The following is a 19,426-nucleotide window of genomic DNA, read 5'->3' as shown; positions in this document are numbered from 1 at the left end:
TTTGGTTAAATCCATCAAACTACTAAAACTTTTAACTATATACTTTTACCTTTACATAAAAGTATAAACACTTTTCAGTGATTCTGAAATTTATTTGATTGGCTATTTATAGAAAATCGGCTATTCATTGATAGAAAGGGAGCAAGACATAAAAAAAAGAGGTGCAAGTTGCACACCTCTTCATTCAAGATTCGCTTATTTTTCCGATGAGACGGCCACTTCACCCAGATCACCTGAGATGGCTTGATTAGAATTGAATTCACCTTCCGATTTAGAAATGACCACTGTAGCAACACTGTTACCGATTAGATTAGTGATGGCGCGTGCTTCAGACATGAAGCGGTCAACTCCCAGCAGTAATGCCATTCCTTCAACTGGAATCATTGGGAAGGCAGCTAATGTTGCAGCAAGTGTAATGAAACCGGATCCCGTTACACCGGCAGCTCCTTTGGATGTTAACATCAAGATTCCTAGAAGGGTCAATTCCTGCCAGATGCTTAAATCGACACCATAGGCTTGGGCGATGAAAATCGCTGCCATGGATAAGTAGATGGATGTGCCATCAAGGTTGAAAGAATAACCCGTTGGGACAACTAAACCGACTACCGATTTTGAGCAACCGTATTTTTCGAGTTTTTTCATCACGCTTGGTAGAGCGGATTCCGACGAAGATGTTCCTAAAACTAAGAGGATTTCTTCTTTTAAATAGGCTATGAACTTGAAAATATTAAAGCCGTAGATTTTTGCAATCGAGCCAAGGATAATAATGATGAATAGTGCCATTGTGATATATACACTACCCATTAATTGTCCTAAAGAGCTTAGAGAACCAAGGCCAAACTTACCGATTGTATAAGCCATTGCTCCAAAAGCCGCCAATGGAGATACTTTCATGATCATGCCGACGATGCCGAAGAAAATATCGGCAATATGCTGAAAGAAAGAAACGACTGGCTGCACTCTCGGTCCCATTGCCGCCATTGATAATCCGAATAATACGGCAAAGAATAGAATAGGGAGTAAGTCTCCGCCAGCAAGTGCGGCAACGGCATTATCAGGAATGATATTAGAAATGAAAGCAAGGGCGCCATGTTCCGTTTCGGAAGCGGCTGTTGTATATTGTGATACATCTCCGCCCTCGACTGAATCGATGTTAAAGCCTTTACCAGGTCCCAGCAGATTGACTACGATGATTCCGATGGCAAGCGCGAAAGTGGTAACGATTTCAAAATAGAGCAGTGCCTTTCCGCCGATGCGGCCAACCTTTTTCATATCACCCATACCGCCAATTCCGATTACGACAGTTAAGAAGATGATTGGTGCAATGACCATTTTAATCATTTTAATAAATAAATCAGCTAATATCTTCAGCTGTTCACCGAAAGCAGGGAAGAAGAAACCGACTGTTATACCCAGAATGATACCGATGATGACCTGAACTGTTAGATTTTTTAATATTTTCAAGGTGCATTCTCCTTTGTTATATGATAACGCTTTCTTAACTTGGTTATAGTGTAACAGAAGGAAGAATCAGAATATTCTTTTGGTGATATTGTTTTCTTTTTGTTCTTTTTGGTCATGGGATTAGGGTTCATGATAGATTGATAAACTGCAATAAAAAAATACCGGTGGGGTGCCGGTATTCGGAAAAATCAATTTTCGAATGGTTTTATGAGTGCGTAAAGGGTTCCGATCACAGGAAGTTTCAATCCGGCCTGGTCGGCAAGGCGCAGTGCACCGCCCTGTAAATGTTCCACTTCTAGGGTTAGGCCCTTCCGGCGGTCCTGGTGCATGGAAGAGGTGGATTCATCAGGTAAGCCTGCCATGTTTTCCAACGCCTGTGCAATATTCTCCATAGTAATTCCGACGCCATAGGCATTCGCGAGCTCCTTCATTTCAACAAGGACCTTTTCCAGCAATCCATTGGTTTCAGGGAATCTCCGTATCGTGCCGATAGGGAGGTTGGAGGCGGTTGTCACACCGGAGAAAGCGGTGATGAACATGTATTTGATCCACATCCTGATCAATATGTTTTCCGTTCTGCCAGTCTTCATGATAGCTGATCCGGCTGCCTGCTCGAATTCATCGCAAATCTTTTCTTGTGACGGATGAAGCGGGCCATAGATCAAATCGTGATTATCGTTGGAGTGAATGACATGACCTTTTTCATCAAGAGTGGCGATGATGAAGGCACTTCCTCCCAAGACAGCTTCATCGCCCAGTTCGTCCTGCAAAATGGATACATGTTCCAATCCGTTCAAAAGCGGGAGGACCTTTGCGCCCTTTTCAACAAGGACCTTTAAATCTGGAAGGGTGCCTTGCAGATGCTGGCCTTTTACGGCGAGAATCACAAGGTCGACCTTTACAATATCATTTACGTCCTCTGTGATATGAAGATCGTTAAATTGGTAGTTTCCATGAGGGCTGGTTATGCTGATGCCGTTTTCTTTCAATTGTTTGGCGCGGTTTTTTCGGACAAGATATTGAACATGCTGCCCAGCCTGCTGCAGCCTGCCTCCAAAGTAGGAGCCGAGTGCCCCGGCCCCTATAATGACAATATTCAATGTGCACACCTCTCTTTTGATTAAGATGTACTAATCATAACATTTACTGAAATTTCAGTAAATATTCCCGTTTGAAGGGAAACTGGTTGTTTAGGTGTTTGTAAGAATGGGGAAAACAAAAAACCAGCCTGAATTAGGTTTCAGGCTGGCGCTTATCATTATTTATAGATTTTTACTTTAACGGTTTTTCTGCCCCAATTGATAGCTTTTGAGTGAGAAGAGTAGAAGACGTCAATTTTATTCCCTTTGATTGCGCCGCCTTTATCTGCTGCAATGGCATCCCCGTATCCTTCTACATGAACTTTTGTTCCTAGTGGAATGACCTTAGGGTCAACTGAGATGGCTTTTGCGTTAGGGTTTTTCTTTAAGTTAAGACCAGATGCTGTAATACCGCTGCAACCTTTGCAGTTCGCAGTGTAAGCTGTTGCATTCACGGTGATCGTTTTATATTTCTTGGATGATGATGTTTTAGCTTTAGGTTTAGCAGATGTCGATGTTTTCTTGACCTTTAAAACTTGTTTTGGATGGATGTTATCTTTTTTCAGGTTGTTCCAACTTTTGAGTTGATTGACTGTTATATTATGTTTATTGGCGATACCCCATAGTGTGTCGCCGCTTTTAACTTTGTATGTAGTAGTAGCAGCCGATGAAACTCCGGAAAAACTAAATACCAAAAAGAAAGCAGTGAATAGTGGAAGTAGTATTTTTTTCAAAATGAATAGTCTCCTTTGTTTTAAATCGTAGACTTAGAATAACAGGTCTTTATGACAACAATGTTTCGCTGGAATAGTAATTGTGTTACAAAAAGGTTTCCTTTGATAAATAAATGTAATATAAACTAGGACAAAAGGACTTATCTATTGAATGTAAATATATTATTTATTATGTCAGTATAAGCGTATCTTTGGTAAATAACGTTGGTTTTATGGAATATCCTGTTTAATGAGGTGAAATATGGGGATCTGTTCCCTGGTTTTAAAGTCCTGTATATTTTGTAAAAAAAACAATGAAATATTGAACAATTGAGTGGGGTTTATTTTAGTAGGAAAGGATATTCGAAGCATGAAAAAAGCCCGCATCTATGTGATGCCGGTTTTTTTCATGCTTTGGATTAATTTAAAACAAATTCAGAAGCGAAATCGACTAGCATTTTTTGATAGACTGCCACTGATTCAAGGTTGACGCATTCCCTATCTCCATGCCAGTTCTCACCTTTCGGACCGAATTCAATGGCTGGGATATCATAAGCCGCAAAAAACACGGTATCTGCGGATCCGTGCTGCCCAAAAATGACAGCATCCTGCTTGGTGTTGCTTTCGATAATCGGGCGGAGCATAGCGATGAATGGGTCTGACTCTTCGGTTTTTACAGGTTTACTGTACATATTAAGGTGGACATTATTTCCTGTCACACTTTCGATCTGAGCAATGATATCTTCCATTGTTTGCGTAGGAAGGTAACGTATATCAAGGCTTAGCAAACAGGCATCCGGTACCTTATTATAAACATCCCCGCCTTTAATTTTTGCTAAGTTAAGTGAAGGGGAAGAGTAAAGGGGGGTGTGATCCCTGGTAAAAGGAAGTTCCTTTATTTTTTGATAGAGATCATAGGCCTTTTCAATTGCATTCACGCCTTCCCATGGACGGCTTCCGTGTGCAGATTTGCCGGATACTTCAATATCGAGACGAAGGGCACCCTTTGCCTGGAGTCCGATTCCCAATTGCGTAGGTTCAGCACAGATTACAAAGTCACCTCTATAACCATGTTTCGCTAAATATCCGGAACAGTTCAATCCGCCAATCTCTTCATCCGATACGATTTGTAGCTGGATTTTCAAACCTAAGTCCTTATCTTTCAGTTCGGTAAATGCACACATCATCCCTGCAACTCCCGCTTTCATATCGGCTGTCCCGCGCCCATATAAGTTTCCTTCATGAACCTCAGGGAAAAATTGATCCGGCGTTCCGCTGACAACATCGACATGGCCATTCCAAATTACCGTTTTATCTCCGCTGCCAATCTCGCTAACAAACATTTTATAACCGTTATTTACGATCACATTCACAGTAATACCTTGTTTTTTAAGCCAGTCCGCACAGTAATCAACTGCTTGGTTAGCTCCTTCTTTCGTTGAACTGTCAATAGATACTAAATCTTTAAGTAACTCGATGAGCAAAATGATACCCCCCTAAAAATTTGCATATTATTATTATATATACCCTTTCTAAGTAAGGGTTAACTCAAAATAATTTCCTGTTAAATAACGTTTAGCCTTTTCATCCCCTGGGGTATGTAAAGGGGGAGCGACAATTTACATTCTTTAAGGAGGATGATAGATATGGATAAACGTATAATTGGTGTATATGAAACTGGAGAAGAAGCCATAAAGGCTGTTGAGTCATTACAGGCCCAAGGGTATGATCGTGAAGATATTTCGGTGGTAGCTAAAGATAAAGAAGAATTAAATACAGTGAATGAAGAAACGGGTACAAAGGTTGAGGAGGGGCTCGCAGCTGGTGCGGCGACCGGAGGTATTTTGGGCGGTACTGCCGGATTATTGGCTGGTGTGGGTGCATTGGCGATTCCGGGAATCGGGCCGGTACTGGCAGCTGGACCGCTTGCTGCAACATTAGCCGGAGCGGCAGTAGGTGCTGGTACCGGAGGATTGGCCGGTACATTAATCGGAATGGGCATACCTGAAGACGAGGCTAATCGATATGAAGCGGATGTAAAGAGTGGCAAGCTGCTTGTGTTAGTCGATTCGAATGCGAGAAAATCCAGTTCTTCTTACTCAGGAATAACTGAAACCGATGAAACGCTTACGAACAGTAGAAGAACTCTATAAATAAGTAAGGTAAAAAAGGACGGATCCCTTAGGATTCGTCCTTTTTTTTGATTAGAATGTGAATTTCTTTATTTCTTTGTGCATTTCCTGGGATAAGGCATCCAATTCACTAGCCAGGGCATTTAATTGTTCCATGGAAGCATTCGTTTGTTCTACGGAAGCTGATACTTCTTCAGTTCCTGCTGCAGTTTCCTGACTAATCGAATTTAAGCTTTCTGCATTGCTCGCCATTCGTGTGACCTCGTTTACCATATCGTTCATCATCTTTTTTATTTCGTCGAAATTGCTGAATGTATTCGCGATAATCGATGCAATGTGACTGAAGGCATTTTCCGTATCCGATACAGAAGTATCCTGAAGATGGATTTTTTGATTGACTTGATCAATCAAATGAACGGTATTGGTTGTATCGGTTTGCATGGCTTGAATGATTTCAGAGATTTCTTTCAGTGAGTTTTCCGTCTGTTGGGCCAATTTCTTCACTTCATCGGCTACAACTGCAAATCCCTTTCCGTGCTCACCGGCCCTGGCTGCTTCGATGGCCGCATTCAGGGCGAGTAAATTCGTTTGTCCTGCAATCCCGCTTATGGTCTTTACGATCGCACTAATATCATTGGAGCGTGCATCCAATGATTTGACTGCCGTACTCATCTTACTGGAAATCAGGGATGTTTCATTGAATTGCTGTTTGAGGCCTTGCACTTGAGTGATCCCGTTTTCGGAAGCCTTGAACATATTTTCGGATTCCGTGGCCATTTTGCTCGCTTGCGTTTCAAGACCATGGATTTTATCAGCCAATAGCTTTACAGCCATTTCGTTATTCTGCCCGACTTCAATTTGGTCTATGGCACCGGCCGCTATTTGTTCCATCGTCATGGCCACTTCGTTAGCTGCCGCTGAATTTTCATCTGCACTAGCCACTAGCGTCATGGAGGATTCCGATACTTTATCGGAAAGGTTGTTGACAGCGCCTAACATATGGCTCATATTCCTGGTCATTAAGCTGGTGTCTTCTGCAAGTTGCCCAATCTCGTCTTTCCTAGAAATGGAATTATTGGTTGTGAAATCGCCTTCAGCCATTTTCCGTATGGATTCCTGCAGCTTTTTAATGGGATTCGTTAGCGAACGGGTGATGAAGATGGCAGATAGCGCAGTGACAGTAAAGACGATCAGCAGTGTGATGATATTATCGATTACCATCGGGCTTGCACGGACTTTCACTTCATTTTCATCCATTACCCCTGTTATTCTCCATCCAGTTGTCGGATTGGTGGCGTATCCGATGATCCGGCTTTGCCCAACGTATTCCTCGATCATTGAACCGGATGCACTTTTCATTTTTCTGAACATATTTTCCTTTGATATATCCTGTTGGATTTTTTCCTTGTCTGGATGTGCAACGAATGACCCTTTCTTATCCAGCAAAACCGCATAGCCCGTTTCACCGAATTTCGTTTGATTGATCATCGTGATCAATGTATCGATCGAGATGTCGACACCGAGCACGCCTATTAATTCATCACGATCATCATATATGGCTTTTGCTGCCGTAATGACAAGTGCATTTGTCGCCTGATCCGTATAAGGTTCCGTCCAAATGGTCTTGTTTTTTTGTTTCAAAGCCGATTGATACCAATCCCTTTGTCTTGGATCAAAGTCAGCCGGCAATTCAGCTTTTGGGAATATCAATGTTTTTCCGTCTTTCTCTGTGCCAAGGTATAAACCAATTATTTCAGAACTGCTCGACTGTGTATGGGAAAATTCATCCATTATCGATTCGGGGTTCTTATCATAAGTACTCATGATAGGGTACTTACCGATCCTATCCAATTGATTTTCCGTTTTTTGAAAGAAGATTTCGAAAGAATCGTTCATTGACTTGACTTGTTCTTCTGTCGTTCCGGTAAGTTCCTGGGTCGTCAACTCGATACTATTTTTATAGCTCATGTAAGAGATGGCCATTCCGCTTATCATGATCAAAGCTAAAAAAGGAATCAAAATTTGTTTTTTTAGCGAATTAAAATACCAGTCTGTCAGTCTTTTCATTTTGGACAATTCTCCTTATATTCTTCAAATTGATTTAGGTTCTATAAGATATTTCGGTCTGCTTTGATTTTTTTGAAGTTTCAAGTTAGAAAATTCCCAATATTAATTTTGACTTGGAAGGGCTTACATTTATTCTAGGTGGGAGAGGGGGATAAAGTAGATTAAAAAAGAGCTGACTGCCATGGTCAACTCTTTCATTCATTGCTATTCGACTTGGATATTTTTTGTCCTGCCCATATACCATGTGTAAAACTCGTCTGCATATTCAACGGATACATCTTGGAGCTTTGTATGGTGTACCGGCTTGGAGCGGTTGATCGTTTCAATTGTGGCAAGACCGAAAAGCTTTTGCAACTTTGTACGTTCCACCTCAATTTGAATGACCTTGCTTCTTTTGGTAATGAATAGTGATGTTTCCAAACTTCCGGATTTTAACTGAATGAACTCATCATTTAACAAGTAACGGCTATTTTTGTAATCCATTATTCTCAATGAATAAATGAGGACGAGTAAAATCAGCGAGATATACCATAGGGAGGGTTTAAAAAAATAAATCGCCAATGTTGTGAGAATCCAGAAAAAGCTGGGCCTTAGCATTCGAATCTTGAAGGCCTGTCCCGATAGGGGCTTCATTGACTGTTCCACTTTGTAAGCGGGTAAAATCTCTTCTACCATCCCATATGCCCGTTCAATTGATAAAAAAGGATAGAGTGTATTCGTTTCCAGCTCTTCATCGCCCGTATTTCCTGCACTGACCAGTTTCACTTCTGCCAGGCCTAGCAATCTTTTAATGATGGATTGGGTGATTTCTACAGCTTGTACTTTTTCTTTCTGAATGGAAAAAGCGGATTCATCCAATACACCTTTCTTTATATATATACGCTCGTGATCGGATGAAATTTCATATTTTCCATATTTGACGAAAGTGGAAACGATTCCGAAGGCAACGGCGACACATATGAGGCCTGCAAGAACGATTGTTATGATCCACCACGTATCCAATAACTTGGCAAGAAACCCTTCGGCATTCTCCAAATTGATAAAATCATCGAGTGTATTATATAACGTAGCCAATATCGGGATAAGAGCCAGGAAGCTGAGTGATGTAAAGGAAGCTTTCAGCACATCCTGTTTGGTTGGTGTGAAATGGATCGTTTTCCCATTGATTGATTCTGCTATACGCTCTTCGGGAATTTCCACTTCGATAACCGTAATTTCCTGTTTTGAAGCATATTCCCCCTCCAGCCGTTCGGCCTCTTTTCGGGAAATCACCTCAAAAGGTACGGTACCCTGATCACCAGTCATCCCCGTTTCGAATGTTATAGAGGTTAAACTGAAAATTTTATGAAATAACGTCGTGCGTTGCTGAACATTCTGTACCTTATGAAGAGGGATCGTTCGATACGACTTCGAGATAAGGCCTGAAGTAATATATATGGTTCCTTCTTTGATTTGGTATGTATACGTATACCATTTTAGGATGATGAAAATGACTTTCCAAATCAAATAAACAAGAAAACCGATTTGAAGTACCTTCATATACATCTTTTCAGAACCGAAGTTCAGGACATAAAGCATGATGATGAAAAACGCATTTCCTTTCAGCAATTTCCAAAACTCGAAGGGGATTTTGAAAGGGTGTAATCGTTTTGCATGTTCTTCCATCATTAATCCACTTCCTTAATTTTTGCGAAATGGGCAATTTTATCTCGTAATTCATAAGCCTCTTTCTCTGGGATGGCAGGTATGTCATGAGAGTCCCCCATTGTTCCAATGCTCAGGGAGTAAAGGTTATATTTTCGCAAAAACGGTCCTTGGTTCAATTTGACGGATTGGACCTTCGTCATCGGAATGAGTTCATGCGTTTCACTCCAGGCTCCACGTTTTGTTTGAATGAATTCTTCGTTCACGTCGTAACGCCAATACTTTTGCAACAAGATCGGTTCAATGAAGATGGACCAGATTGCATGAATAAAAGATAATGTGATAAGTCCGTTTAAAATCCATCCAATCCATTCTTTCCAAGTGAAATAATCATCAATAAATAATAGGATGCCAAGGACAGTGAGGATAATGAGATTGGTAATGGCTCCAGTCATCCGCCAAACCTTCACTGATTCTTTGGAAATTTTCTTAGTTGGTGGCTGTATCTTTGAATACATATATTCACTCCTTACTATGTCTTTATACTTATACGGATTAGCCGACAAGAAAGTTCCCTATTATCCTTTTGTGCCAAGAAATCATGAAGTCGGGGGTCCCTATCGGTTCCGTGGAGTGGCGGCCGAATAATCCTCCAGTTTCCTGAGTATGTATAAATAAAGACTTCTAGTGGATCTTTTCTTTTTATATGACTGTAAATTGGACAAGATAGAAGTGGTAAGCTTTTAGAGTGGGAGTGATAGGTTTGACATACAAAAGGAAGTTGAGTTTTATATTCTTCCTGTTTTTGATCTGTTTTTTTAATGGAGAATCGATGCAGGCTGCGAATGATGATGGAAACCTAGGGCAGGAAATTCAACAAATATTGGATGAATCGCCGGGATTGGCTGGCGCGTTAACGGGAATTTCCATCCGTTCAGCTGAAACGGGGGAAATGATTTATGAACGGGGGTCGCAAACAAGATTACGGCCTGCTTCGAACCTTAAGCTATTGACTGCAGCAGCTGCGCTGGAAACTTTAGGGGAAGATCATGCTTTTCAAACGGAACTATACATAAAAGGAGTGCAAGTTGGCCATGTTCTGCAGGGCGATGTGTACCTGAAGGGAAAAGGGGATCCGACTTTATTGGAAAAGGATTTCGATGAGCTTGCAGCTTCACTGAAGCACAAACAAGTTAAGGTGGTTCATGGGGATCTTATAGGCGATGATTCTTGGTATGACGATGTTCGTTATTCCCAAGATTTAGTTTGGAGCGATGAACAGGAATATTACGGGGCGCCCGTTTCAGCTTTAACAGCTTCCCCGAATGAAGACTACGATACCGGTACCATCATCGTGGAGATATCCCCAGGGAAAAAGGCTGGTAAAAGGGCAACAGTGAAGCTGAAGCCGGAAACGGATTATGTGAAGGTCATCAACAAAACAAAAACCGAATCGGAAGATGGCAATAAGAAAATTGAAGTCGAACGCTCTCATGGCACACAAGTCATTACGGTGACCGGAACCATTCCGGAGCATGCCGGGGTGACCAAAGAGTGGATCTCGGTGAAAGATCCCACAGAATATGCCTTAAGCCTATTTGAAAACTCAATGAACAAACATGGAATTAAAGTGTTGGGAAAAAGGAAAAGAGGGAAGACGCCAGTAGGAGCGGACATGATTGCCACTCATCGGTCCATGCCGCTTTCACAACTGCTTATTCCTTTCATGAAATTGAGCAATAACAGCCATGCCGAGGTTTTGGTGAAAGAAATGGGCAAAGAGGCAGAAGGAGAGGGAAGCTGGAAGGATGGTTTGAAGGTTGCTCGAAATCAGCTGAAGAGTATGGGTCTTGATATGCAAACGATCATGATGCGTGATGGATCTGGAATTTCCCAAGTCAATATGATTCCAGCGAATGAAATAACGAAACTGTTGTATGCCGTACAGGAAAAAACGTGGTTTCCTGCATACTTGAACGCTTTGCCGATTGCAGGCGACGAAAATCGGATGGTGGGCGGTACGCTAAGGAAGAGGATGAAAGGGACTTATGCAGCCGGGAATGTTCGAGCTAAAACAGGGACGATTTCAGGAACGAGCTCCTTATCAGGTTATGTTACGACCAAAGGAGGGGAAAAAGTCATATTTTCGATCATCTTGAATAATTTCGTAGAAGAAAAAGGCATTACGGCAATCCAGGATAAGATAGCCGTGATGCTCGCAGAAAAAGAAATCCGGTTGGGGATTGGCCTTTAGTATCCATTTGGAAAACAAAGTCTAGAAACGGATCGTCATCTGCCCATTCATTTTCTTCGGCAAATCCGAATTGGCAGCATATAGCCGATGAGCCATTTTATTGCTGACTCGATATCGGCTTCGATCGTAAATCCGAATGGCGGATTCAATTCAATGGTCATTCGATAACATTGCCAGCACCTCCTTCTAGTTTTTTTCATTTTAATCCTCTCAAGGAAGGAATTTGAGGGAGGATGAATAGAAATAAGTAGTATAGGAGGAATGCTCATGAATTTTCCAACACTTGCTGGACAGTATACAATTAGCAGTCTTATAGCTGAAATTCACGAAATTTCCAATAAACGATCTCCATATATATTGGCCATAGACGGACGGGGCGGATCTGGAAAAAGTACACTTGCTTCCCGTATCCAAGCTGAGTGTCCGGGTAGCGCGGTCGTTCATATGGACGATTTTTATTTGCCATCACCGGATAGGTTCCAACTGCCTCCATCCCAAAAGCAGATTGGTGCGGATTATGATTGGGAGCGGGTGTTTAATCAAATTCTGAAACCGCTTACAAATGAACGGGAAGCAAGGTATCAAAGGTATGATTGGGAAACAGACACTTTGGCAGAATGGCATGATGTTCCTGCTGAAGGCCTTGTTATTATAGAAGGAACATATTCCATCCGTAAAGAATTGGCAGGGTACCATGATTTCACGATTTGGGTGGAATGTCCCCGTGATCAGCGTTTGAAACGGGGGCTTGAGCGGGATGGTGAAGAAACGCGGCAAATGTGGGAGGATAATTGGATGGTGCATGAAGACCTTTATGTGGGTGCGCAAAGGCCTCAAGAAAGAGCGGATCTTGTTGTGGACGGAACGAGCTGAATCCGTGGATTTCTGGAACTCGCTTTTAATTGTAAGGGTTTACCTGTAAAATTATATGTATGTTTAGATAATGCCGGAAACTTGGGGGGGGAACTATGTTTACTAATGAAGAACAAGCTGCCGTATATAAAGCCATTTATAATCGAAGGGATATCAGGAGTTTTTTGCCTAAGCCCATTTCAAAGGATATACTCCGCAGAATTTTGGATGCCGCACATCATGCGCCGTCTGTGGGATTCATGCAACCTTGGAGTTTCATCGTGATTTCATCTCAGGAAACCAAGAACAGTTTAGCATGGGCAGCGGATAAAGAAAGAAGGGCACTCGCCATTCATTATGAAGGCGATAAAGAAAATAAGTTTCTTAGTTTGAAAGTGGAAGGGTTAAAAGAAGCACCTTACACCATTTGTGTTACATGCGACCCGACACGGGGCGGCTCCCATGTTTTAGGGAGGAATTCCATTCCGGAAACGGATATCCTATCCACAGCCTGCGCGATTCAAAATATGTGGCTGGCTGCCTGTGCGGAAGGATTGGCAATGGGATGGGTAAGCTTTTATAAGAAAAATGATATTCGTGATATTTTGGAGATTCCGCCGCATGTAGAACCCGTCGCACTCCTGTCGATTGGCTATACGGATCAATATCCGGATAAACCCATTCTTGAACTTGCTAATTGGGAAAAAAGAAGGCCGATGGATGAACTTATTTTCAAAGATAAATGGGGTAATAAATAAAACGATATATTATGATTCCAGCCCCTGTCTCAGGGGTTTTTTGTTGAGAGGCATGACTTTTTTACAAAAAACAGAAATGAAGCAGTGGAAAATAGAGGACCCTTACGATGGATACATCTTTTGTAAGAGTCTTTTAAAATGCGTCATTCCGTAATATTGACATAAAATTTGGTTTGATTTTAAAATCTGCGCCGTTTTGAAGATCCCGGTATACCGAGGTCTTCACGGTATTTTGCAATAGTGCGGCGGGAGATCTTCATCCCTTCATTTTCGAATATTTGACAAAGCTTCTGATCTGAAAAAGGCTTTATCTTATCTTCAGCGGCAATCAAGACCTTTATTTTTTCTTTGATGGTGGTCGTTGATTCGGCTGCTGGGCTGTTCACGCGGTTTAACCCTCTAGTAAAGAAGTTCCTAAGTTTAAAGAGTCCATGCGGCGTCTGGATATATTTATTGCTCGTCGCCCTGCTGATTGTTGATTCATGAACCTGAAGTTTTTCCGAAATGTCTTTCAGTTTCATAGGTTTTAACCCCGTAATTCCCTTCATGAAAAACTCTTGCTGCTGGTCCACTATTGTTGCTGCCACTTTGTAAAGAGTCATTTGCCTTTGTTCGAGCCCTTTTAAAAGTAATTGGGCATCATTTATGTGCCCTTTTATATAATCTTTTGCTGGATTGACAGGATTCAGAGCGATGTGGTCCTTGTAGAAAGGACTGATGGAAAGCTTAGGTGTGCAGCTATCATTGACCGTTATCAGAAAACCTTCTTTTTCTTTTTCCACGTAAACGTCCGGAATGATGTAATGAGTCAAGTCATTGGAAAAGTGACTGACGGGACGCGGGTTTAACGTACGGATGAAATCCGCCGCTTCTTGCACTTCCTGAATGGTCACTTTGTATAGGGCGGCAATTTTTCTGTAGCGTTTTTCTGCTATGTCCGTTAAGTGCTTTCTAACGATCTTATACGCCAGTTCATTGCGACTCTCATGCTCACGCAGCTGAATGAGTAAGCAATCGGTCAGATCTTTAGCCCCGACTCCAATCGGGTCAAGGGATTGCAAAACTTGAATCATTTTTTCTATTTCTTCGACGGACACGGAAAAATGCGAGGCAGTCCAATTGGCATCCAATTCAAGAAACCCATATTCATTTAAGTTTCCAATTAAAAATTGGAGAACCTTCCTTTCAATTGCTTTCAACGAACTTAGTAAACTCAATTGTTCCAGCAAATGGCTTTCCAGTGTTTCTGTGTTGATTGAATAATTGTTGATAGGGTTGTAATCATTGTCTCCGTTGAAACTTTTACTTTTAGAGGACCGTTTCAGAGAATTTATTTTAGGTATACGAATGCTGGATTCAGAAAGTGATGCGAGGGGGTCTTCAAATCTTATTTCGAGAACGGGATTTTCGTAAGCCTGCCGGTTTAGGAAATCTATTAGTTCATGGGTCGAATATTGAAGGATCTTTATCGATTGCTGTAATTCAGGGGTTAATGACAATTTCAAGGTTTGTTTTTGGTACAGTTCAAATCCTACCTGCATATATATCAACTTCTTTCGTTTAGATTAACTAACATGGCGGCTCAAAAGGGATGGAAAAATATTAACATGATAATAATACAAATCTTCCGAAAATTCAACATTTTGTGTCAGGTTTTATAACATCAACTAGGGGACAGGTAATTTAGTATTTATTCTAATGAATGGGCGTTAGGTGATTCGAATATGAATCGAATGATTTATATGTGAATCAAAGCAACCTCCTAATGATTTATATATGAATCGTTTTAACTTGAATACCTTTAATATAAGGCACATATAATTTGGCATGCATCTTGCTATATCTAAATATATAAATAAAAAATAAACTAGTTTGAAAAAATCCACTACAAGAGAAGGGTGTTTTTTACATGATAAAAGAAACGACGGGTATTCAGGAATTAATCGATTTGGATAAAAAGCATTTTATTCATCCGACTACGGCAATCGAGCAACAGAAGGCAGATGGTCCAAGTTTCATCTTTAAGGAAGGGAAGGGAATATATCTTACGGATGTCACGGGCAGGACTGTCATTGATGGCATGGCTTCACTTTGGAATGTGAATATCGGACATGGACAAGAAGAGTTGGCTGAAGTCGCGAAGGAACAAATGACGAAGCTAGCTTTCACCTCAAGTTTCGCCACTTTCAGCAATGAGCCGGCAATCCGGTTGGCGGCCAAGATCGCTTCCATTGCTCCTGGGGATCTGAATGCGGTTTTCTTCACTTCAGGTGGATCGGAGTCGAATGATACGGCCATTAAACTTGCTCGTCATTACTGGCTTTTGAAAGGGCAGCCTAATCGTCAAAAAATCATTTCCCGCTCGAAATCCTATCATGGAGTGGCAATGGGAGCTACAAGTGCGACTGGCCTGAAGCCGTTCCGAGACTTCACGAATTCAATCGCACCGGATTTTTACCATGTGGACGGTTCTTCCATTGAGGAGTTGCGTAAGGTCATAGAACAGGAAGGGCCGGAAACGATTGCAGCATTTATTGCTGAACCGATTCAAGGTGCTGGTGGCGTGAACCTTCCTCCAGAAGGCTATTTTAAGGAAGTAAGGGAGATTTGTAATGAATACGGCATTTTAATGGTGACGGATGAAGTCATTACAGGTTTCGGAAGAACAGGGACTTATTTTGGGATAGAACACTTTGGTGTTGTACCTGATATGATGTGCTTCGCAAAAGGTGTGACGAGCGGATATGCACAGTTAGGCGGGGTCGTCCTGAATGATAAGATGCATCAGGATTTCATTGCCCTTTCAAAAGGTACCCTTTTACACGGCTACACCTACAGTGGCCATCCTATGGCATGTGCGGTTGCTTTGAAAAATATTGAAATAATTGAACGTGAAAACTTGATAGAAAACTCGAAACAGCGTGGTGAAGAGTTGCTTGCCGGCTTTAAGAAGCTTCAAAGCAAACACCCGATTATTGGTGATGTCAGGGCACTTGGATTAATTGGAGGCATCTCCATCGTAAAGGACAAACAAACAGGCGAAGGCTTTGAGACACAGCTTGCTCCAAGACTGGTTGCTGAAGCGGCGAAGAATGGTTTGATTTGCCGGTCTGTTACGTTTGACCAAGATACACTCGTATTCGCACCGCCTTTAATCATTACTAAATCGGAAGTCGAAAGAATAATTGAAATCCTTGATGAGACATTTACTGCTGTCGAAAAAGAAATTTTATAAGAGGTGAAAGTGATGGTCATGACGGAAACGCTGAAAAAGAAATTATTCATTAATGGTAAATGGCAAGAAGCTGAAAAGTTCACGACACTAAAGTCTCCCTATAGCGGGGAAGTTCTGGCGGAGATTCCTTCTGCAAGCCTTGAAGAAGTAGAGTTGGCAATAGAATCAGCCTATCAAGCTAGAAAAACAATGGCAGCTTTACCTAGTCATAAACGCGCTGCAATACTTGAAAAACTTGCGAGCCTTTTGGAGAGCCGCAAAGATGAGGCAGCTGAAATTATTGCTAAAGAGGCAGCAAAACCGATCAAAACGGCAATGGTTGAAGTATCCCGGACGATTGCCACATATAAATTTGCAGCAGAGGAAGCAAAAAGGATTCATGGGGAAACATTGACGATGGATGCTACAGCTGACGGAGAAGGAAGGATAGGATACACAGTCCGTGAGCCTCTAGGCGTTGTGGGTGCGATTACCCCTTTTAATTTTCCGATGAACCTGGTTGCCCATAAAGTAGGCCCGGCCATTGCTGCCGGAAATACACTTGTCCTGAAACCTGCGAGCCAAACACCGCTATCTTCGCTATTTCTTGCTGAACTATTAGCCGAAACGGATTTGCCGGCAGGTGCGTTTAATTTAGTTACCGGAAGCGGTTCGGTTATTGGTGATAAATTAGTCACCGATTCACGGGTGAAGAGCATTTCATTTACTGGAAGTCCGGCCGTCGGAATCGGAATCCGAAATAAGGCAGGATTAAAGAAAGTGAGTCTTGAACTAGGTTCGAATGCGGCTGTCATCGTTGATAAAGGGATCGATATCGATAAAATCATCCAACGCTGTGTATCGGCAGCATTCGCTTTTCAAGGGCAGGTCTGTATTTCCTTACAGCGCGCATATGTTCATGAAGAGGTATATGATGAGTTCGTCAAAAAATTCATAGAAGCAACGAATGGCTTGAAACTAGGAGATTCTTTGGACCCGTCTGTGGATATTTCGGCATTAATCAGTGCTGGTGATGTACAGCGAAGCCTGGATTGGATTAGTGAAGCTAAACAACACGGTGCAATCGTTGCTGCAGGAGGTAAATCTGAAGGGAATATCCTGCATCCGACTGTGTTGCTGGAAGTGGATGCAATGCTTAAGGTATCTTGCCAGGAAGTATTCGCTCCCATTGTTTTGATCAATAAGGTTTCTTCTGTTGAGGAAGCGATTGACTTGGTCAACGATTCCGAGTTCGGATTGCAGGCCGGGATTTACACGGAAAATATCAATCTGGCTCTTTCTGCCGCAGAAAAATTGGAAGTAGGCGGTGTTATCATTAACGATATCCCAACTTACCGCGTCGACAACATGCCGTATGGCGGAGTCAAAAAAAGCGGGACGGGCCGCGAAGGGTTAAAATATGCCATTGAAGAAATGACGGAAATGAAACTGATCATTATTAACCGAAATTAATTAGAAAAGAGGTGAGCAGCTGCTCATCTCTTTTTTTGAGCTGAGGCTTATTTTTCTATGAATCTTGAAAGAGGTTAAGATGAAGGAGTGCTCATATGTTATGCAAAAATGAATAGGTAATTCACGATTGAATTTAAATGAGACAGGAAAGAGTAAAAAAAACGTGTGTTACCTATTATTTCAAGCTGGCATGAATCTTGCTCATATCTTATATATAGGTTGATAACTTAAAACCGAGGAGGAATTTACATGCAGGAAACTTTGCAAAATAACACGAAAAAAGAAGGAACGGGAGCACTGGACTTAAAGATGTTCATCAATGGGGAATGGGTGAATTCGACTTCAGGGGAGAAGAGGGACGTATTGAATCCGGCTACGGGGGAAATTATTGCCAAAGCTGCGGAAGGAACACAGGAAGATGTGGATGCAGCGGTCGAGGCAGCAAAATATGCTTTCTATGAAGGTGGTTGGTGGGGAACTCCTGCGGTGGAAAGAGCTCGCATTTTATTCAAAATAGCCGACAAAATAGAAGAAAAAGCTGAAGAATTAGCTGCGTTGGAAACATTGGATAATGGGAAACCATTGCGTGAGGCTCGTTATGATATAGCAGATTCAGCAGCCTGTTTTAGATATTATGCAGGATTGGCTACTAAACCGACCGGTCAAACTTTTGAAGTTCCTGACGGTCAGCAAGCGATGGTCGTAAGGGAACCGATCGGTGTATGCGGGCAGATCGTACCTTGGAATTTTCCGCTAATGATGTCAGCGTGGAAACTCGCCCCGGCGCTTGCTGCAGGAAATTCAGTTGTGTTCAAACCATCTGAGATCACTCCTGTGACAGCGGTCAAACTATTCGAAATCATGGATGAAGTCGGATTGCCAAAAGGTGTCGCAAACCTTGTGTTAGGAGCGGGACCAGTTGTCGGACAAGCCATTGCCGAACATGAGGAAATCGATAAAGTGGCCTTTACAGGAGGAACGGCAACAGGACGTAAGATCATGGAGGCTTCACTGGGTAACCTAAAGAAAGTGACATTGGAGCTCGGCGGGAAATCGCCTAATATCGTATTTGCGGACTCTGACTTTGAGACGGCCGTTGATTATGCTCTATACGGGATATTCTGTAATCAAGGACAAGTGTGTTCAGCAGGTTCTCGTTTACTGTTGGAAGAGTCCATTTACGATCAGTTCATCGCAAGTCTTACTGCGAAGGCGAAAAAGATCAAAGTAGGTTCAGGTTCTGATGAAAGCAGCCAGATGGGACCTATCGTTTCAGAAGCCCATATGAACAAAATATTATCGTATATCCAAATCGGAAAAGAAGAAGGTGCCAAAATAATCGTCGGTGGAAATCGAATGAAAGAAGAAGGCTTGGAAAAAGGTTACTTTGTCGAACCTACAATTTTTGTTGATACGACACCGGACATGCGGATTGTGCAGGAAGAAATTTTTGGACCGGTGCTTGTCGTTCAAAAGTTCAAGGATGAAGCGGAAGCACTTCGACTGGCAAATGATACGAAATATGGTTTAGCGGGAGCGGTGTTCACGAATGATATTGCAAAAGCGTACCGTGTCATTAAAAAAGTGCGTGCCGGCATCACGTGGATAAACTCATATCATCCGACTTATAACGAAGCTCCGTGGGGAGGATTCAAGCAAAGCGGAAATGGACGCGAACTGGGAACTTTCGGTTACGAAGCTTACACTGAAGTGAAGCAAATCAATAACAACTTGGATATCCAGCCAACAGGCTGGTTTGATGAAGAATAAATGGCT

At 42.1% G+C, this 19,426-nt stretch carries 16 protein-coding genes; 7 read left to right on the top strand and 9 right to left on the bottom strand.

Translation table 11 applies throughout. The features are described 5' to 3' along the window. Window positions 1–195 precede the first annotated feature (195 nt). From ACFRAK_RS10450 to ACFRAK_RS10435, 4 genes are all read right to left on the bottom strand, one after another. The gene (locus ACFRAK_RS10450; protein ID WP_387601860.1) at window positions 196–1,464 is read right to left on the bottom strand and encodes a dicarboxylate/amino acid:cation symporter; all 1,269 of its coding nucleotides are present in this window, start codon (window positions 1,462–1,464) and stop codon (window positions 196–198) included. 188 nt (window positions 1,465–1,652) lie between these two features. Beyond that, window positions 1,653–2,564, bottom strand: coding sequence for a ketopantoate reductase family protein (locus ACFRAK_RS10445; protein WP_394571711.1), 912 nt, complete (start codon window positions 2,562–2,564; stop codon window positions 1,653–1,655). Between the two features lie 158 nt (window positions 2,565–2,722). Further along, the gene (locus tag ACFRAK_RS10440) at window positions 2,723–3,277 is read right to left on the bottom strand and encodes a LysM peptidoglycan-binding and 3D domain-containing protein (protein WP_260286542.1); all 555 of its coding nucleotides are present in this window, start codon (window positions 3,275–3,277) and stop codon (window positions 2,723–2,725) included. Between the two features lie 398 nt (window positions 3,278–3,675). Further along, on the bottom strand, window positions 3,676–4,740 hold the full coding sequence (locus ACFRAK_RS10435; protein ID WP_387601866.1) for a M20 family metallopeptidase: 1,065 nt from the start codon (window positions 4,738–4,740) through the stop codon (window positions 3,676–3,678). Window positions 4,741–4,902: 162 nt separating this feature from the next. Between ACFRAK_RS10435 and ACFRAK_RS10430 the strand changes: the two genes are divergently transcribed. Next, the gene (locus ACFRAK_RS10430) at window positions 4,903–5,409 is read left to right on the top strand and encodes a general stress protein (RefSeq protein ID WP_192207736.1); all 507 of its coding nucleotides are present in this window, start codon (window positions 4,903–4,905) and stop codon (window positions 5,407–5,409) included. A 51-nt stretch (window positions 5,410–5,460) separates the two neighbouring features. On the opposite strand, the gene ACFRAK_RS10425 is transcribed toward ACFRAK_RS10430, so the two are convergent. From ACFRAK_RS10425 to ACFRAK_RS10415, 3 genes are all read right to left on the bottom strand, one after another. Further along, complete coding sequence (locus tag ACFRAK_RS10425; protein ID WP_394571710.1) at window positions 5,461–7,455, bottom strand: methyl-accepting chemotaxis protein; 1,995 nt, start codon at window positions 7,453–7,455, stop codon at window positions 5,461–5,463. A gap of 204 nt (window positions 7,456–7,659) precedes the next feature. Next, on the bottom strand, window positions 7,660–9,123 hold the full coding sequence (locus ACFRAK_RS10420; RefSeq protein WP_387601873.1) for a PH domain-containing protein: 1,464 nt from the start codon (window positions 9,121–9,123) through the stop codon (window positions 7,660–7,662). Beyond that, the gene (locus ACFRAK_RS10415) at window positions 9,123–9,617 is read right to left on the bottom strand and encodes a PH domain-containing protein (RefSeq protein ID WP_387704396.1); all 495 of its coding nucleotides are present in this window, start codon (window positions 9,615–9,617) and stop codon (window positions 9,123–9,125) included. Before ACFRAK_RS10415 ends, ACFRAK_RS10420 begins: the two co-directional genes overlap by 1 nt. Before the next feature lie 314 nt (window positions 9,618–9,931). Between ACFRAK_RS10415 and dacB the strand changes: the two genes are divergently transcribed. Then, window positions 9,932–11,353, top strand: coding sequence for a D-alanyl-D-alanine carboxypeptidase/D-alanyl-D-alanine endopeptidase (gene dacB, locus ACFRAK_RS10410; protein WP_483878284.1), 1,422 nt, complete (start codon window positions 9,932–9,934; stop codon window positions 11,351–11,353). Window positions 11,354–11,400: 47 nt separating this feature from the next. Here dacB and ACFRAK_RS10405 read toward each other — a convergent pair whose 3' ends face one another. Next, window positions 11,401–11,553, bottom strand: a complete 153-nt coding sequence (locus ACFRAK_RS10405) for a hypothetical protein (RefSeq protein WP_387601881.1) — start codon at window positions 11,551–11,553, stop codon at window positions 11,401–11,403. A gap of 67 nt (window positions 11,554–11,620) precedes the next feature. On the opposite strand from ACFRAK_RS10405, the gene ACFRAK_RS10400 reads away from it, so the two are divergent. Together ACFRAK_RS10400 and bluB are read left to right on the top strand one after the other, a co-directional pair. Continuing rightward, a complete protein-coding gene (locus ACFRAK_RS10400) occupies window positions 11,621–12,226 on the top strand; it encodes a uridine kinase family protein (protein ID WP_394571709.1) in 606 nt (201 codons plus the stop codon). Between the two features lie 95 nt (window positions 12,227–12,321). Then, window positions 12,322–12,963, top strand: coding sequence for a 5,6-dimethylbenzimidazole synthase (gene bluB / locus ACFRAK_RS10395; RefSeq protein ID WP_260286553.1), 642 nt, complete (start codon window positions 12,322–12,324; stop codon window positions 12,961–12,963). 179 nt (window positions 12,964–13,142) lie between these two features. Here bluB and rpoN read toward each other — a convergent pair whose 3' ends face one another. Further along, window positions 13,143–14,504, bottom strand: coding sequence for an RNA polymerase factor sigma-54 (rpoN, locus tag ACFRAK_RS10390; RefSeq protein ID WP_394571708.1), 1,362 nt, complete (start codon window positions 14,502–14,504; stop codon window positions 13,143–13,145). A gap of 368 nt (window positions 14,505–14,872) precedes the next feature. Between rpoN and ACFRAK_RS10385 the strand changes: the two genes are divergently transcribed. The 3 genes from ACFRAK_RS10385 (at window position 14,873) to ACFRAK_RS10375 (ending at window position 19,420) form a co-directional block, all read left to right on the top strand. Then, entirely contained in the window at window positions 14,873–16,198 is a 1,326-nt protein-coding gene (locus ACFRAK_RS10385; protein WP_394571707.1) for an aminotransferase family protein, read from the top strand. A gap of 18 nt (window positions 16,199–16,216) precedes the next feature. Further along, window positions 16,217–17,650, top strand: a complete 1,434-nt coding sequence (locus ACFRAK_RS10380) for an aldehyde dehydrogenase family protein (protein ID WP_387704410.1) — start codon at window positions 16,217–16,219, stop codon at window positions 17,648–17,650. Between the two features lie 249 nt (window positions 17,651–17,899). After that, window positions 17,900–19,420, top strand: coding sequence for an aldehyde dehydrogenase family protein (locus tag ACFRAK_RS10375; protein WP_387601890.1), 1,521 nt, complete (start codon window positions 17,900–17,902; stop codon window positions 19,418–19,420). Window positions 19,421–19,426: the final 6 nt, after the last annotated feature.

It is taken from the genome of Peribacillus sp. NPDC056705 (assembly GCF_043656335.1).
Note: the sequence above shows the minus strand (reverse complement) of the source record. Positions and strands in the feature narration are given on the sequence as shown.

Excerpts from the sequence above, each read along its gene's own strand:
- ACFRAK_RS10430 (WP_192207736.1), top strand. The coding sequence starts at position 4,903 with ATGGATAAACGTATAATTGGTGTATATGAAACTGGAGAAGAAGCCATA.
- ACFRAK_RS10425 (WP_394571710.1), bottom strand. The coding sequence starts at position 7,455 with ATGAAAAGACTGACAGACTGGTATTTTAATTCGCTAAAAAAACAAATT.
- ACFRAK_RS10420 (WP_387601873.1), bottom strand. The coding sequence starts at position 9,123 with ATGATGGAAGAACATGCAAAACGATTACACCCTTTCAAAATCCCCTTC.
- ACFRAK_RS10415 (WP_387704396.1), bottom strand. The coding sequence starts at position 9,617 with ATGTATTCAAAGATACAGCCACCAACTAAGAAAATTTCCAAAGAATCA.
- dacB (WP_483878284.1), top strand. The coding sequence starts at position 9,932 with ATGCAGGCTGCGAATGATGATGGAAACCTAGGGCAGGAAATTCAACAA.
- ACFRAK_RS10405 (WP_387601881.1), bottom strand. The coding sequence starts at position 11,553 with ATGAAAAAAACTAGAAGGAGGTGCTGGCAATGTTATCGAATGACCATT.
- ACFRAK_RS10400 (WP_394571709.1), top strand. The coding sequence starts at position 11,621 with ATGAATTTTCCAACACTTGCTGGACAGTATACAATTAGCAGTCTTATA.
- bluB (WP_260286553.1), top strand. The coding sequence starts at position 12,322 with ATGTTTACTAATGAAGAACAAGCTGCCGTATATAAAGCCATTTATAAT.
- rpoN (WP_394571708.1), bottom strand. The coding sequence starts at position 14,504 with ATGCAGGTAGGATTTGAACTGTACCAAAAACAAACCTTGAAATTGTCA.
- ACFRAK_RS10385 (WP_394571707.1), top strand. The coding sequence starts at position 14,873 with ATGATAAAAGAAACGACGGGTATTCAGGAATTAATCGATTTGGATAAA.
- ACFRAK_RS10380 (WP_387704410.1), top strand. The coding sequence starts at position 16,217 with ATGACGGAAACGCTGAAAAAGAAATTATTCATTAATGGTAAATGGCAA.
- ACFRAK_RS10375 (WP_387601890.1), top strand. The coding sequence starts at position 17,900 with ATGCAGGAAACTTTGCAAAATAACACGAAAAAAGAAGGAACGGGAGCA.